This window comes from Flavobacterium sp. 40-81 (genome assembly GCF_001898245.1).
Lineage (GTDB): Bacteria > Bacteroidota > Bacteroidia > Flavobacteriales > Flavobacteriaceae > Flavobacterium > Flavobacterium inviolabile.
Genome location: NZ_MKTM01000026.1, coordinates 70,360 through 85,652, shown reverse-complemented (window position 1 = coordinate 85,652; position 15,293 = coordinate 70,360). Strand labels below are relative to the sequence as shown.

At 40.6% G+C, this 15,293-nt stretch carries 11 protein-coding genes; 3 read left to right on the top strand and 8 right to left on the bottom strand.

All coding sequences use genetic code 11. From position 1 onward, the window contains the following. Window positions 1-328: 328 nt before the first annotated feature. The 4 genes from BGO42_RS10030 to ffh all read right to left on the bottom strand — a co-directional run bounded on the left by BGO42_RS10030 (window position 329) and on the right by ffh (window position 6,056). Window positions 329-3,106 (bottom strand): M4 family metallopeptidase, encoded by a 2,778-nt coding sequence (locus BGO42_RS10030; protein WP_273246943.1) that lies wholly within the window; start codon window positions 3,104-3,106, stop codon window positions 329-331. Window positions 3,107-3,266: 160 nt separating this feature from the next. Further along, window positions 3,267-3,761, bottom strand: coding sequence for a GNAT family N-acetyltransferase (locus BGO42_RS10025; protein WP_273246942.1), 495 nt, complete (start codon window positions 3,759-3,761; stop codon window positions 3,267-3,269). 3 nt (window positions 3,762-3,764) lie between these two features. Then, entirely contained in the window at window positions 3,765-4,655 is an 891-nt protein-coding gene (locus BGO42_RS10020; protein ID WP_273246941.1) for a bifunctional 5,10-methylenetetrahydrofolate dehydrogenase/5,10-methenyltetrahydrofolate cyclohydrolase, read from the bottom strand. A gap of 63 nt (window positions 4,656-4,718) precedes the next feature. Beyond that, window positions 4,719-6,056, bottom strand: a complete 1,338-nt coding sequence (gene ffh / locus BGO42_RS10015; RefSeq protein ID WP_177732803.1) for a signal recognition particle protein — start codon at window positions 6,054-6,056, stop codon at window positions 4,719-4,721. A gap of 393 nt (window positions 6,057-6,449) precedes the next feature. Here ffh and BGO42_RS10010 point away from each other — a divergent pair, with 393 nt between their 5' ends. The 3 genes from BGO42_RS10010 to BGO42_RS10000 all read left to right on the top strand — a co-directional run bounded on the left by BGO42_RS10010 (window position 6,450) and on the right by BGO42_RS10000 (window position 10,152). Beyond that, window positions 6,450-7,721, top strand: a complete 1,272-nt coding sequence (locus tag BGO42_RS10010; protein WP_273246940.1) for an NAD(P)/FAD-dependent oxidoreductase — start codon at window positions 6,450-6,452, stop codon at window positions 7,719-7,721. A 438-nt stretch (window positions 7,722-8,159) separates the two neighbouring features. Further along, window positions 8,160-9,113, top strand: coding sequence for a hypothetical protein (locus BGO42_RS10005; protein WP_273246939.1), 954 nt, complete (start codon window positions 8,160-8,162; stop codon window positions 9,111-9,113). 280 nt (window positions 9,114-9,393) lie between these two features. Then, window positions 9,394-10,152 carry an SDR family oxidoreductase gene (locus BGO42_RS10000; protein ID WP_273246938.1) on the top strand — a complete coding sequence of 253 codons (759 nt, stop codon included), beginning with the start codon at window positions 9,394-9,396 and terminating at the stop codon, window positions 10,150-10,152. 235 nt (window positions 10,153-10,387) lie between these two features. Here BGO42_RS10000 and BGO42_RS09995 read toward each other — a convergent pair whose 3' ends face one another. The 4 genes from BGO42_RS09995 to BGO42_RS09980 all read right to left on the bottom strand — a co-directional run bounded on the left by BGO42_RS09995 (window position 10,388) and on the right by BGO42_RS09980 (window position 15,274). Then, a complete protein-coding gene (locus BGO42_RS09995) occupies window positions 10,388-10,594 on the bottom strand; it encodes a hypothetical protein (RefSeq protein WP_177732795.1) in 207 nt (68 codons plus the stop codon). A gap of 111 nt (window positions 10,595-10,705) precedes the next feature. Continuing rightward, window positions 10,706-12,391: an MBOAT family O-acyltransferase gene (locus BGO42_RS09990; RefSeq protein WP_273246937.1), complete on the bottom strand. Its 1,686-nt coding sequence runs from the start codon at window positions 12,389-12,391 to the stop codon at window positions 10,706-10,708. A gap of 14 nt (window positions 12,392-12,405) precedes the next feature. Next, a complete protein-coding gene (locus BGO42_RS09985; RefSeq protein WP_273246936.1) occupies window positions 12,406-13,827 on the bottom strand; it encodes a GDSL-type esterase/lipase family protein in 1,422 nt (473 codons plus the stop codon). Further along, window positions 13,817-15,274, bottom strand: coding sequence for an SGNH/GDSL hydrolase family protein (locus BGO42_RS09980; RefSeq protein WP_273246935.1), 1,458 nt, complete (start codon window positions 15,272-15,274; stop codon window positions 13,817-13,819). Before BGO42_RS09980 ends, BGO42_RS09985 begins: the two co-directional genes overlap by 11 nt. Window positions 15,275-15,293 lie beyond the last annotated feature (19 nt).

Here is a 15,293-nt window from a genome sequence, read left to right as displayed (position 1 = left end):
CTGATTCAACCTCAATATCTAATGAACTTCGCCTTGATTGCGGGTGCAAAAGTAGCACCTTTTTACTCTTCTCCAAACTATTTCTAAACTATTTTTTGCCTTTCTACAAAACAATTACTTAACAAACTGATTACTAATCCTTAATATAACAAATTATTTTTAGAGGGTTTTTGGTGCAAATCCCGCTTATCCGCTGCCATCCCTATTAAAACAAGGCTTCCACAATGGTTTTTGTTGTATTTTCTTTTTACAGTACTCCTTATATATAGTATAAAAGACCAGCAAAAAAATCAAAAAAAAGCCCCGGGTATCATCCGGGGCTGCGCTTTTATTGCTTTAAAAATTTCTTGGTGACCACTTTTTGACCGTCATTTATCTCAAATAAATATGTTCCGGCATTTAATTTGGCCATATTTATTCCTTCATCGGTCAATTCTCCCTGCTGTATTTCTTGTCCCAACAGGTTTATGACGCGAAAAGTTACCGGTCTGCTGTCAGCCAAAGTGACTTTCAGCACTTCATTTACCGGATTCGGGTATAAAACAAAATCAAAATTATTCTTTTCACTACCTAATATATTTGCAGCAATCGTATTTTGAATGGCTGCCGCACCTATATTAACTGTATAATCTTCCACTTCACCATAAGAAAATGTTTCACATGCCGTAGCATCTGCTCCATATTTCATCGAAACTCTCATACGGGTCGTTCCGGCTGATGCTGTTGTGGGTACTGTAAAGGTTGCCGACAGGGTTGCATTACTCGCCGAAGATCCGGCAACAACTTTTTCGGAAGTTTCAAAAGTTCCGTTTTTGTTGTAGTCAATCCAAATATTCCAGTATTCAGTATAAGCTGTACTGGCAAATCCTGCACTTATATATATAGTGTTTGCTCCATAAGGTAAATTAGCAACTAAATTGGTAAAGTTTCCATAACCGGAATTGGACGCTGTCGTATTCACCATATTATTCAGCGCTACATAATCGATATACTCATAAGAAGCATTACTTCCTTTAGAAGTACAATAGGCCGTTCCGCTTCCGGCGGCCGTTGTTACCGAAACAGCATTACCGGATGCCGACAGATTTCCGGCAGCATCTTTTGCCTTTACCGAAAAGGTATAAGCCGTTGAAGCCGTCAGCCCGGTCACAGTTGTAGTTAATCCGGTTACAGTTGTTAGCAGATTTGTACCATTATATATATTGTATCCGGTAACCGCTACATTATCGGTAGCGGCATTCCAGGTCAGGACCACACTATTGGCTGTAATATTGGAGGCTACTAAATTCGTTGGCGCGGTTGGTGCCGTCGTATCGGTCGTTCCGGCATAGGCCGCACCGATTCCAACAGCATAAAAGGTGTTAGTAGTTGCAATAACTTCAGCCGATCCCGCTCCGTATAAATCAACTGCCGCCTGGATACCATAAGTTCTTGCATTGGCAAAGGTGGAATTGGCCGACAAATAGACACTTTCCAGACGATATGCAATTTTTGCCGCTTTGTCAATCGTGATTCCGGTTACATTATAAGTACTTCCGATGTCGTTCGTACCTGATTTCCCCACTGCCAGGATATAGAACCAATGGTTTAATACTCCGCTATTGGTATGTACTCCGCAATAATCATTGGATAGTGTTGGCGTTCCACAGTTCGGATTTACCCAGTAGGTTCCGCCATACGTATTGGGCTGTCCTTCACTTTTCGGATTACTCATGGAACGCAGTGCTGCATGACCGGATCTTCTTTCGATATCTTCCCCTATCAGCCAGGTAGCTTTATTCGGTGCGGCATAATATTCCACTGCCGCTCCCCAAATATCGGAAAAGCCTTCATTCATGGCTCCGGATTCTCTTTGATAAGCCAGATTGGCTGTATAGGTACAAACGGCGTGGCCAATTTCGTGTCCGGCAACATCCAAAGCCGTTAAAGCATCAAAGTAGGTATCACTTCCGTCACCATACAGCATCGCACTTCCGTTCCAGTAGGCATTATCCAGTTTGTATTGGTAATGCACATAACTGTTTATCGCTGCTCCGCTATTGTTATAACTGTTTCTTCCGTGTTTTGCCTGCCAGTAATCATAGGTTTTTACAGCTCCCCAATGGGCATCCAATGCGGCATTGTTTTTATTGACACTGTGTTCTGCCGTTGTCCAGTTATTATCATTATCCTGAAAGTTGATTGCCGCACCAAAGTTGGAACCGGTTTGCAGGTTATAGGTATTGATTCCGTTACCCCGGGTGGCATCTTTTAAAATATAAACACTTCCGCTTAACGTTGTTTCAATGGTTTGCGCTCCGCTATAACGGGTTGTTGCATTTCCGGCAACCATTTTCTGTAGAGCAGTTGCCGCTTTTTCGTTATCTGCAGCATGACTGTGTCCGCAATTTTTCTTGGGCAACACCAATCCGTCCGAAGTATGTCCGAAATGTGTTGCGTGTTTTATCGTCGCATTGTAAAACAACGCCTTTCCGGTTACCGCATCGATATACAGATCTCCTCTGCTGATTGGCTCTACCGCATAGATATCAAATTTATACGCCAGGCGCAACTGGTCTTTTGCCATACTTTCCCCTTCAAAAACCGGAAGCAGTACCAGTTCGCCCTCTGGCTTTGTATATCCCAGTGCCGCAGCAGACTGTGAATCATCCCAAAGGTATTTAGCTGCCCCGGTATGGATCATTGCCCGCTGCAAAGCCTGCGTTTTTGATAAAGCCGGTGCTACATTAATATTGTTAAGTTTATAAAATTCACCACTCATGGATTCCAGTTTCCCGGATTTTGAGTGTAATGTATAAGTTGCAAATTCGATTTTCACGCCCTGAAAAAAGAGCTGGTATTTTTCATGTGTAAAACCCAGGTTATCGGCTTCCGATCTGATCTTTGCAAAGGAGGCATTTTCTTTTAGCCCCAATTGTTCCTGAAAAACCTTTTGAGCATCATTCTGTTTGTAGGTTGCTTTTTCATCGAAAACAATCAGTTTGGGCAAACCATTTTCTCCGATTACTTTTTCTTTTACACCTCTTTTGTCCTGGGCATGGGACGAAAGCGCCAGCATGGCTACCACAACCGGCAGCACATACCCTTTTAGTAGATTTTTTTTCATTTTTTCGGTAATTTTTGTTAAAATTCAAACTTTGTGTTATAAAAACACTATCAAATTTATTTCATTAACCGCAAAATGACCGGCCATTATTACACCATAAGTGTATCTTAAATCCGGGTAATAAAAAACCCAAGATACTGATCCTGGGTTTTTTATATTTCTAAAATGGTTTTTCCATGATGTAATCTTCCATCAGATAGCCGTTGCCAATATCGATGTCTTCTTCTGCTATTACTTCAAATCCGTTCTTTTTGTAAAACGCAATGGCTTTGTTATAGCGGTTAACATTTAAAAGCAATGCCTGGTTTTCGTTAAGCTTTACCGCTTCTTCCACTGCTGCCAATAATGTTTTTCCAACTCCTTTACCCTGCGTTTGCGGCAGAACGTATATTTTGTGAAGTTTGGTTTTTCCGGAATTCTGATAATTCACTTCATAAGAAGCAAATCCGTAAAAAACACCGTCTTCTTCTGCTAACAGAAAAACATGCCCTGATTCCATTTGCTTTTCCAATGACGGAATTGCATATATTTTATCAAGCATATAAGCCAGTTGCTGCTCCGACAAAATGGTTCCGTAAGCATCCGGCCAGATAGCATAAGCCAGATCCCTGACGGTTTGCAGCTGATCTGAAGATATTACTCTGGTAATAATCATATATTATAATGCTGTTTTTAATCTTTTTTGTTCTCTTGCCAATAAGGTATTTTTCATTAGCATGGCGATAGTCATTGGTCCTACACCACCCGGAACCGGTGTGATAAAAGAGGCTTTTTTGCTAACGTTATCAAAATCAACATCTCCGGTAATCACATAACCTTTTTCAGCTTTTTCATCTGCAACACGGGTAATTCCCACGTCGATAATAACCACATCGTCTTTTACCATTTCTGCTTTCAGGTAGTTTGGTACGCCCAAAGCGGTAATGATAATATCGGCCTGACTGGTGATTTGCGTGATGTTTTTAGTATGACTGTGTGTTAGCGTCACGGTTGAGTTGCCCGGAAATCCTTTTCTTCCCATTAAAATACTCATCGGTCTTCCTACAATGTGGCTTCTTCCGATTACCACCGTATGCTTTCCTTTTGTTTCTACGTTGTAGCGCTCCAGTAATTCCAGAATTCCAAATGGTGTTGCCGGAATGAAAGTTGTCATATCCAAAGCCATTTTACCGAAGTTTTCCGGATGGAAACCGTCTACGTCTTTGCTTGGATCGATAGCCATCAATACTTTTTGGGTATCAATCTGATCCGGTAAAGGCAACTGTACAATGAATCCGTCGATATTGTCGTCTTCATTCAGTTCCTTGATTTTTTTCAGCAATTCGGTTTCTGAAGTCGTACTGGGCATTTTTACTAAAGTAGATTCAAAGCCTACTTTTTCGCATGCTTTTACTTTACTGCCCACATACGTAAGACTCGCTCCGTCATTACCAACGATAACCGCTGCCAGGTGAGGCACTTTTTCGTTGTTGTCTTTCATTTTCTGCACTTCGGCAGCAATTTCATTTTTGATTTCGTCCGAAACCTTTTTTCCGTCTAGTAGTTGCATTCCTGTGTATTTGTGTTGTTGTTTTTATGTAAAAAAGAAGACGCGACAAATCGCGTCTTTATTTTATCTCATTCCTTTCATTCCTCCCATCATTCGCATCAGGTTTTTCCCTCCTGCTCCCTGCATCATCTTCATCATTTTGCTCATCTGGTCGAATTGTTTCAGCAGTTGGTTAACCTGCTGGATGTTGGTTCCGGAACCTTTTGCAATTCTGGTTTTTCTTTTTGCATCCAGTAATGCCGGTTTCTGTCTTTCGGATGGTGTCATCGAGTGGATAATCGCTTCAATGTGTTTGAAAGCATCGTCTTCAATTTCTACATCTTTAAGGGCTTTTCCGGCTCCGGGTATCATTCCGACAAGGTCTTTCATGTTACCCATTTTCTTAACCTGCTGTATTTGTGTCAGGAAATCGTCAAAACCGAATTCGTTTTTAGCGATTTTCTTTTGTAGTTTTCTGGCTTCTTCTTCGTCATATTGCTCCTGCGCTCTTTCCACTAAGGATACCACGTCACCCATACCTAAAATACGGTCGGCCATACGGGAAGGATAGAACACATCGATTGCTTCCATTTTTTCACCGGTACCGATGAATTTAATCGGTTTGTTTACTACCGATTTAATAGAAATCGCTGCTCCACCACGGGTATCACCATCTAATTTGGTCAGGATCACCCCGTCAAAGTTCAAACGGTCGTTGAATGCTTTTGCTGTATTCACCGCATCCTGTCCGGTCATGGCATCCACTACGAATAGGGTTTCCTGCGGTTGGATTGCTTTGTGAACGTTAGCAATTTCGGTCATCATTTCCTCGTCAACCGCCAAACGTCCGGCTGTATCGACAATAACCACGTTGAATCCGTTTGCTTTCGCATGCTGGATTGCATTTTGAGCAATCTGAACCGGGTTTTTATTTTCAGGTTCGGAATATACTTCTACTCCGATTTGTTCTCCCACTACATGCAACTGGTTAATTGCCGCAGGACGGTAGATATCACAAGCAACCAATAACGGTTTTTTGTTTTTCTTTGTTTTCAGGAAGTTTGCCAATTTTCCGGAGAAGGTTGTCTTACCGGATCCTTGTAAACCAGACATCAAAATCACAGAAGGGTTTCCGGAAAGATTCACACCTGCTACATCACCACCCATTAATTCGGTTAATTCGTCTTTAACGATCTTAACCATTAATTGTCCCGGCTGTAACGTAGTCAATACGTCTTCACCTATTGCTTTTTCCTTTACTCTAGTGGTAAAATCTTTGGCAATTTTAAAGTTAACGTCGGCATCCAATAAAGCTCTTCGAACTTCTTTTAAGGTATCGGCAACGTTTACTTCTGTAATTTTTCCATGACCTTTTAATATATGAAAGGCTTTATCGAGTTTATCACTTAAATTATCAAACATGATTTTGTGTTTCGTTTAATGAGGTGCAAATTTAAGAATTTGATTTTGAAGTTTCACAGATTCATTTGATAAAAAAACAGGAATTGTACCGGTAGTGTTATTGTTTTGTGAATTGTTCGTTTTACGGTTTGTTTTTTGACCTGTTTGCAAAGCAATTTTTCATCAAAAACAACTCCAATCCGGTATTATACTTTTTGCAATGAAATTATAGAATACCGGATTTTTTTTACTGCATTGTCTGCAATTTTACTCAAACGCTAAATTTTTCTTAATATTAATCCAAAAGTCAGCTTTTCAATTGGTCATCCGTTTTAAAAGGGATAAATTTATAGTGTAAAGCATTAACACGAATATGGCTTATAAAACAGTCCGTGTTTTTAAAATCACATTAATATGAAAATAGTAATAATAGGCGGTGGTTTTGCAGGTATCAATCTGGCAAAAAGCCTGGCCAACAATAAGGATTTTCAGGTTACATTAGTTGACAAAAACAATTATAATTTCTTCCCCCCTTTGATCTATCAGGTGGCTACGGCTTTCCTGGAACCTTCGAGCATCAGCTATCCTTTCCGGAAGTTGTTTTTTGGCAAAAAGAACATCACGTTCCGCCTTGCCGAATTGATCCGGGTGGATGCCGCCGCGAATAAAGTGATTCTTTCCAATGGAGAACTGGAATACGACCAGTTGGTTTTTTCCACCGGAGCGGAGAGTAATTATTTCGGTATGGAGAACGTACAGAAAAATGCCATTCCGATGAAAACGCTGACGGATGCCGTGGAGATGCGTAACCGTTTGCTACAGCAAATGGAGAAAGCCGCTATTTGTGAAGATCCACGAAGACGAAGACAGTTATTAACGATAGTCGTGGCCGGTGGCGGCCCTACCGGAGTAGAGCTTTCCGGAATGTTTGCCGAAATGCGCAACGGGATCATGCGAAAGGAATATCCGGAACTGGCAACAACACTAAGCGATATTTACCTGGTGGACGGCGGTTCGGCGGTATTGGCACCGATGAGTGTCAAATCACAGCAAAACACCTACAAAGCTCTGACAGATCTGGGTGTAAAAGTACGTTTGAATTCACAGGTTAAAGATTATACGGACGGCACTGTTTATTTTGCCGACGGTAAAACGATAAAAACGGAAATCCTGATCTGGGCAGCCGGAGTGAGCGCAAAAGTTTTTGACGGTATTCCGGCGGAAGCTTACGGCCGTGGCCGACGTATGCTGGTAGACGAGCACAACAAACTGACTTTATTCCCGAATATCTATGCTGTGGGTGACACCTGCCTGCAGGTTACCGATCCGCAATTCCCGAACGGGCATCCGCAGCTGGCTCAGGTAGCCATACAGCAGGCGCTTCATTTGGCTAAAAATTTTAAGGCGATGGTTTCGAACAAACCTTTAACGCCTTTTAGCTATAACGATATGGGATCGATGGCAATTATCGGTAAAAACAAAGCGGTTGTGGATTTAGAAAAACCAAAAGTGCATTTTAACGGTTTCTTTGCGTGGCTGGTATGGTTGTTTATCCACTTAATGTCTTTAGTGACTTACCGCAACCGACTACAAACGTTATACAACTGGACCGTGGCTTATTTTTCTAAAGACCAGCCTCTGCGTATGATTATCCGCCCGGGTAAAAACGGAGATACATCGTCTTAGGTGTGAGCTTTGATTTATGAAGTATGAGGTTTGATTTACGATAATCCCTCATACTTCTCATATCTGACCTCAAATATTAGATATATGAGGTTTGATTTACGATATACATCCTTTAAATATTAGAAGTATGAAGTCTAATTTACGATATATATATCCCTCATATTTCTAATATCTTACTTCTTACCTCGTACTTCAAATATCTTACCTCAAATATTAGATGTATGAAGTTTGATTTACGATAATCCCTCATACTTCTCATATCTTACTTCTCATATCTTACTTCTCATATCTTACTTCTCATATCTTACTTCTCATATCTTACTTCAAATATCTCCCTAAATTCCAGCGCTTTGAAGTTTTACACTATTTTATTTTTACATAAGAAAAAAATATCCTTCCTTAGTATCCATTAAAATATTAAAACTTCAATAGTTGAATATGAAAATCAGAAAAATACTATATACCGGTCTTTTCCTTATTGCGACTGTAAATTCTTTTTCGCAAGTGAACGAGCTGGAAGCATTTCGAAAAAAGCTAACGCTTTTTATTTATTACGATCTAGGGAAAGTCGATTCCATTCCCAAAACAGCATTAAATACCGTTAAGCTAAAAAAAGAGGCTCAGGATGCCTTTATCCGTTTTATACTAAACAAAGACAGTAAAAACTTAGACAATTTAAAACAGCAGGCAAAAAGCGGTGGCGGCAGCTATTGGTTTAATCAATATTCCTATTATTTCAACAATCAAAGAAGAATTCCAACCGTTAAATCTCTTGATAACAATGTAAACTATAACATTTCCTTTTATGGTTTATATGATTATCAGTTATCCAATTTTGTTTCGATGTATATGCAACCGTATACAGTGGATGGAAAAGAGTATGTGGTATATTATTACAGTACCAATGGAGAAGGCACTTACTATGTGAAAGATCTTTCCAGCAATAAGATTGTCTACAAAGGTGCTGCACTAACTTCCAATGCTCCTATTCACAGGCTGAATAAAATTGACGACAAACATCTTCTTATCGTAGAAGATATGGGTGATAATGGACTACGAGCCATCGTACTGGAATCAGACATGCAAAACTGGACTTCCGTTAAGGGTTTTAAAGGAAATGCCTTTACCGAAAACACTAAAGATTTCTCTAAAAAGGTATTTACAGACAAGCGTGCCTATCTGCGTTTGGCCAGCAACCGGACCATCGCCACTCATTACGGCTCCCGCTACCTGAACATTGCTTTTGATGAAAATTCCAAAACAATTTCATACAAACAGAACAGCACTACTCCAAAATCAATAGAGGCAACGTGGAAAAATAATCAATTCACTATTGATGATTATTATTTAGGCGAGCATCTTAGTGATAAACCGGTACCCATGCCGGATTAAATCTGGATACGAGGGTTGATTTATGAGGGTTGATATACGAAGTTAGATATATGATATTCATTTTTCGTACTTCATCCCTCACACTTCATACTTCAAATATCTTATATCAATATTAGATTTACGAGGTTTGATATACGAAATTAAATCTATGATATTCATACTTCATACATCGTACTTCATAAATCTCACTTCATACTTCATCATCTATCCCGCAAGAATCGGGTTTTATGACAGCTGCAACCGAAGCAATTTTGCAACATCACTTTAAATCTTTAAAACGATGACAAAATTAAACGGTAAGGTAGCCTTTATAACCGGTGCTACCAGCGGTATCGGGAAAGCTACTGCTATAGATTTTATTAGTAACGGTGCTTCGGTGATTATTACCGGGCGCTTCCAGGACACGCTAACCACTACACTGCAGGAACTTGGCAGACAGGCCAAAGGTTTTGTTTCCGATGCCGGAAAGATGGACGACTTATTGCAACTGACGAAAAAGACACTGGCAATCAGTCCTCATATTGACATACTATATGTTAATGCCGGTTTTGGGAAATATGCTCCTATTGAAGCTATCGATGAAAATCATTTTAACGAGCAGTTCAATGTACTTGTAAAAGGTACGTTATTTACCGTACAGCAGCTACTGCCATTAATGAAGGCCGGCGGAAGTATTGTTCTGAATACTTCCATAGTAACCGAGATCGGGATGCCGCACGCCGCAGTCTATTCGGCAGCCAAAGCAGCGGTACAGTCTTTTGTAAAAACATTTGCCGCAGAATTAGCCGCGAAAAAAATCAGAATTAATGCCGTTAGCCCGGGACCAATTGTTACGAATTATTTTGACCGCTCCAATTTAACAGCAGCACAATATCAGGGTATGACCGATTATGTGCTCCCGCAGGTACCGCTTGCCCGTTTCGGTCAGCCGCAGGAAGTGGCAAAAGTTGTAACGTTTCTTGCCTCGGATGAAGCTTCCTTTATGCACGGAACCGAGGTGTTTGTCGACGGCGGTTTTCCGAGGATAAAGGGGAATTAGTAAAAAGCAAAGGGCAAATAGCAATTAGTAAAAAGTAATTAGCAAAGGGCAAAGGACAATTGCCTTTTGTCTTTTGCATTTTGCTTTTTGCTTTTTGCCTTTTGCCAATTATCAAGATGTAAAACCATACTGTAAAGCATCATGCAAATAATAACTTCGTTTTTAACTATCATCCCGGGTTATAAAATAAAAAAGCCACTCAATGAGCGGCTTTCTTTCTGTACAATACTATTCCTTATGCTTTTTTAGCATCTTTTGAACAACAAGCTTTTTTCTCAGCGCTAGCTGTAGCTTTATCAGCTGAGCAGCATGCTGCTTTTTTAGTGTCTTTTCCTTTAGCTGAACAGCACTCTTTTTTGTCTTTTGGTTTTTGCTCCTGAGCATTAACATTCATTGAAACTGTAAAAAGCGCTACCGCTGCAATTGCCATTAATTTTTTCATTGTTTTGTATTTTAAATATTAGATTTCTGTTTCGATTCTTTTTGAATTGCTCCAAATTTAGCAAAAAAACGGAAGTATCCTTATTTCTATTTCTTAATTTTTCCTTATAATTTAAAACTGGAAGTAAATAAACGGCTGCGGTCCTGCAGATGCCGTAGCATAAACCAACCAGTAAACCAATCCCAGTATAATTGCTTTTAGCACTAACGGCAAGGCTCTGAAAGCCCCCTGCATGGCATTGACCACTTTTTCCGGCAGGAAATGCCAGATGAATCCGATTGCCATTAAAATGAATACATTTTTATATCCTTCGGCAATAACTTTCCAATGTTCCGGTTCGAAGGTTACTTTACCAATGTTTCCAATCACTTCCAAAGCTGTTGTAAAGTCTTTCGCACGGAAGAAAATCCAGCAAAAGGTCACAAAGTGGAATGTCAGAATCACGGCAAAGAACGTCCAGATTGCTCCTCCGAAAGTTTTTTTCGAATCCTGCTTTGACGGGAAGAATTCAATAAATATTTTATGTACCGCCAGAGCTACTCCGTGTAAAGCACCCCAGATGATAAAACGCAAACTCGCCCCATGCCATAATCCGCCCAATAACATCGTGGTTAACAGGTTTACGTTCGTAAACATATTGCGCTCTCTGTCTTTAGACAATAGAAACGTCAGCGAGAAAACCACTAAAGAACATACCGCAATAATCAACGGAATATTACTGGTTGGCGCATAGGTGATTCCCCAAACAATCAGTCCGAAGAAAAACAATGCCGGAAACAGGAATCCTGCGAAAGTACCGTTACGGTTCCCTCCTACCGGTATGTATAAAAAGTCTTTTAACCAGGTGGATAACGAAATATGCCATCTTCTCCAGAATTCGGTAATGGATGCCGACTGATACGGCGTGCGGAAGTTGGTTGGCAATTTAAATCCTAACAACAATGCCACCCCGATAGCCATATCCGAATAACCGGAAAAATCACAGTAAATCTGAATGGCATAACCATAGGAAGCCATCAGGTTTTCGAAAGCGGTATAACTGGACGGTGCATCAAAAACACGGTCGACAAAGTTGATCGAGATATAATCGGAAATAACCGTTTTTTTAACCAATCCGCCAATGATTAACAGCAAAGCCCGGTTGACATCGTCTTTGGTCAGATTCAGTTTCTGATAGATCTGTGGCAAAAAGTCTTTGGCACGAACGATCGGTCCGGCAACTAATTGCGGGAAGAAGGATACGAAAAAGAGGTAATCGATATAGCTCTTGGTCGGCTCGATTTCCTTACGGTATACTTCTATGATATAACTGATTGACTGAAAGGTGTAAAACGAAATACCTACCGGCAAAATGATTTTCTGGAAATCCAGATGTCCGCCGGAAAGGGCGTTATAATTTTCAATAATAAAGTTCGTGTATTTGAAATACCCCAAGAAACTCAGGTTCAGAATAACACTGAATGCCAGGTAGAGCTTTTTAGCCAGTACCCTGCTCTCCCGGTGCAATATATTTCCCAGGTTATAGTCCACTACAGAAGAGGCAAGCAGTAACAGGAAGTAGATACCGCTGGATTTATAATAGAAAAACAGGGAGAAACAGATCACGTAAACCAGTCTCAGGTGAAATGTTTTCCGGGTCAGGATATACACACTGTAAAAAACCAAAAACAGTCCCAGGAACAAACCGGTATTGAATAACAACGGTTCTTTAGGATTGTAAATAAACCAATTTTTTACTGTTTCGGCAGTAAGGCTGGTGAAAAGCGACGTTATATTTTGGGCGAACCAATCTTGCATATTCAAAAACGTAATCAATTTTTCGTACTTAATTTATAACTCTCGTAGGCTTGCAATAAGGCTTCTGTGAAAAGCGTGCCTTGTTTTTCATATCCGGCTTTGGAATAATGCACTTTATCTCCTGCCATTAATCCTTGTCTGTAATTTTTGTTCACACCATACAATCCTCCGAAAATGGAAAACAAATCCCAGGAAGCATGGTTCCGCATTTCTGCCTGCACATTGATTTCTTTGGCATAATCCGCAGCATACGTATTTAACGAACGTCTGTATAATAATGACGGAGGCGGTGTCATGACTAAAATTTCAACATCAGGATTTTTTTGTCTGATGTTTTCAATAAACTGGTTCAGCTGACTCATATAGGCAGGCATTTCCATTTTATCGAACGTTTCATTCGTTCCCAGCGACACGACCAAAAGATCGGGCTGCAATACCGGAACCTGTTCAAAGAACAGCGGGTATTTGTTATAGTCGGAGAATTTAGCACCGTTAACACCAATACTGCTATAGACCACTCCGGGTGCATTTTTCCCGAATACCAGTCCGTTTAAAGCAAACTGTGATGCTTTTTTATTGGGCAGCAGGTATATTTTTTTTATGGCTTCTTCCGAAGTATAACTAAACGCATTGGCTTCTTCCGTTAGCGACAACGGAATAAATTCGGAGCGTTTGATGCTTTTTTTCTGCATTTCATTCGTAGGGATCCGCAATACTTTTCCGGCACGAATGTTATTATTTTTCAAACCGTTGGCACGTTTAATCTCGGCAACGGACACATTGTATTTATCGGCTATAATGGAAATCGCTTCGCCTTTTTTAATCTTGTGGTTGATTTTTTTAGGGACGTTGGATTCCAGTACTATTGTTTTGGAACTGGTAGCCACATCAAACAGGTTTTGTTTCTGCGGGGTAACAATTTTTAAGGTATTGAATTCGTAAGCCGGATCTTTTACATTAATCTCGATTGCAAAGTCCTTGGCCCTGGTTGTCAGTCCGATTCCGCTTAATCCCACCGGAGCACCGTTTACCGGGTAAATATTCCGGTAGCTGTTCCATGATTCGTTTGACGAATACCGCACATAATAACTTCCGTTTGTTTTAGCCAGGTTGTACGGAAAAGAGAATCCCAGTCCGGCATTTCCAAATTTGTCCTGCAATGCTTTGCGGATCACTCCGGTAAACAAGTCGGCCTGAATATGGGAATCACCAATATGGACAATATTTACTTTTCCGGTTTTGGTTGTTTCCAGCTGGTACAGTTTGTCAAAAAACTTTTGCAGTGCTTTCTGATTCGCGATTGCATTTTCGCCGTAAACCACCGGTTCTTCAACCATCAGCGTATCGAGTACTACTTCCGTAGAATCGACTACCTGTGCAGCAGCGGGACCGGTAAAAAACAGGTACAGCAGTACAAAACAAAGTTTATTCAACATGAGTGGTATCTTTTTTCACCATAACGCTGTCTTTCTTTACTAACGGCTTCGCCACCGGAGCTTTTCTTTTGGCTCTCAGTTTTTTGTACTGTTCGTATCCCTGACTGATCTGGTTATAAATTAAATCGGATATTTTTTTAGCACCTCTGTGATTGAAGTGTGTATAATCTTTATTGGCCGCGGCCGGAACTTCTTCCACCCATTTCACCATCGAACCGTCACCGCCCATCAGCGTATACAGGTTGATAAAACCGGCTTCCGACTGAACCGCATATTTTTTCTGGGCAACCGTTAGCGGCACTACTGCCGAATCGGTTTTCATTTCCAGGTCGTATTTGGTCGACTTGTCGGCTGTGGATACAATCAGAATCGCAACACCCGGGAAGCATTCTTTTAAATGATTCACCACCGCGTTCATTTTGCGTTCATACCAGCCGTAATTGTAAGAACCATAATTCAGTACATTGGTTCCGTAATGCAATACAATCAGGTCATATCCCAGTTTTTCCTGGAACTGACGCATAACATCGGTATTGAAAGTAGTGATTGGCAAACCGGAGTTTCCTCTGTTTGAAAAGTTATCGACATGTACGCCTTTACCATCGTCAAAATTGAAGCCATAAACCGGAATGGAGTCCGCTTTTACGAAATCGACTTTTAAACTCTTGGTGGTATTCCCGATAGTCATGGTGTTGACCAATCGCGACGGGTTCAGTTTTTTGTAAATCGTATCGCTGCCAACTTTATAAGCGATCTTTCCTTCTTTGTTTCCGGATCGACCGTAAAAAAGGGTTGGATTATACAGTTCCGAAAGGTTTTTCAGATTGCTGGCTTTATACTTCACCCATTCCACATGGGCAGTATCGTTGGCAAAGAAAACGTGTCCGTTTACGCCGAAAGGACTTTTCGGGTGTTTGATATTCAAATAGGACTGCGTTTTCCAGTTGGTTGAAAATTCGTGTTTGATGGATCCTCTGGATGCTGCCGATTCGGAAGTGATGTTTACAAAGCCAACTCCATTACCGCCAAAACGGGTCTGGAAGTTGCTTCTGAAATCCTGTACGATCATATCGCCATCGGTCATGGAATCGCCAAAGTAAGCAATACGCACATTTCCCTGCTGATTGGTTTCCAGCTGGAATAGTTTTTCAAAGAAGTTAACCAAATGCTGGAATCCTTTGTAATCCTGAAATGTTTCGGTTGGAAACACGATACCGTCAACAGCCTGAAATTTAATGGGCTGCATAGAGATAGTATCTTCTTCATTTTGATGCGCATCTTTTTCAATAGCTTCCAAAAGCATACTGTCGATGACCACATTTTTGGAGCTTCCGGGTTTTTCCGTAAAGAGTTTCTTTGGCAGAAAGGATTTGAAAGCAATAAAAGCTACTATCGAAATGGCTATGATAGTGAGCGATTGAAAAAAATATGATTTTGGCTGATTCACCGCTTCTTTATTTTAAACG

What these genes read in the sequence shown, in the direction of transcription:
- BGO42_RS10030 (WP_273246943.1), bottom strand. Translation starts at nt 3,106, where the DNA reads ATGAAAAAAAATCTACTAAAAGGGTATGTGCTGCCGGTTGTGGTAGCC.
- BGO42_RS10025 (WP_273246942.1), bottom strand. Translation starts at nt 3,761, where the DNA reads ATGATTATTACCAGAGTAATATCTTCAGATCAGCTGCAAACCGTCAGG.
- BGO42_RS10020 (WP_273246941.1), bottom strand. Translation starts at nt 4,655, where the DNA reads ATGCAACTACTAGACGGAAAAAAGGTTTCGGACGAAATCAAAAATGAA.
- ffh (WP_177732803.1), bottom strand. Translation starts at nt 6,056, where the DNA reads ATGTTTGATAATTTAAGTGATAAACTCGATAAAGCCTTTCATATATTA.
- BGO42_RS10010 (WP_273246940.1), top strand. Translation starts at nt 6,450, where the DNA reads ATGAAAATAGTAATAATAGGCGGTGGTTTTGCAGGTATCAATCTGGCA.
- BGO42_RS10005 (WP_273246939.1), top strand. Translation starts at nt 8,160, where the DNA reads ATGAAAATCAGAAAAATACTATATACCGGTCTTTTCCTTATTGCGACT.
- BGO42_RS10000 (WP_273246938.1), top strand. Translation starts at nt 9,394, where the DNA reads ATGACAAAATTAAACGGTAAGGTAGCCTTTATAACCGGTGCTACCAGC.
- BGO42_RS09995 (WP_177732795.1), bottom strand. Translation starts at nt 10,594, where the DNA reads ATGAAAAAATTAATGGCAATTGCAGCGGTAGCGCTTTTTACAGTTTCA.
- BGO42_RS09990 (WP_273246937.1), bottom strand. Translation starts at nt 12,391, where the DNA reads ATGCAAGATTGGTTCGCCCAAAATATAACGTCGCTTTTCACCAGCCTT.
- BGO42_RS09985 (WP_273246936.1), bottom strand. Translation starts at nt 13,827, where the DNA reads ATGTTGAATAAACTTTGTTTTGTACTGCTGTACCTGTTTTTTACCGGT.